The organism is Desulfotomaculum copahuensis (assembly GCF_001655685.1).
Lineage (GTDB): Bacteria > Bacillota > Desulfotomaculia > Desulfotomaculales > Desulfovirgulaceae > Desulfotomaculum_G > Desulfotomaculum_G copahuensis.
On the sequence record NZ_LYVF01000116.1, the window covers coordinates 1 to 226 of the forward strand.

General features: G+C 50.4%; 1 protein-coding gene. It reads left to right on the plus strand.

The window, feature by feature from the left end; all coding sequences use genetic code 11:
* Nucleotides 1–78: 78 nt before the first annotated feature.
* A partial coding sequence (locus A6M21_RS19105) for a MerR family DNA-binding transcriptional regulator (RefSeq protein ID WP_427854612.1) occupies nt 79–226 on the plus strand: 148 nt, incomplete at its 3' end.

Consider the following 226-nt stretch of genomic DNA (forward strand, 5'->3'; position numbering starts at 1 on the left):
GTCTAGTTAGCAGTTGACTGATTCGCTAAACAATGCTAAACTTTCCTCATGAAGAATCAACTGGAAAATTACCTTCCAATGCGTAAAGCATGTGAGATACTCGGTGTGGTGCCGATGACCCTGCGCCGATGGGAAAAGGCGGGAAAAATCCAATGTATCCGCACACCATCCGGTCAGCGCCGGTATCCGCGCAGCGAGATCTTGCGCCTTTTGGGCGAAAACCAGC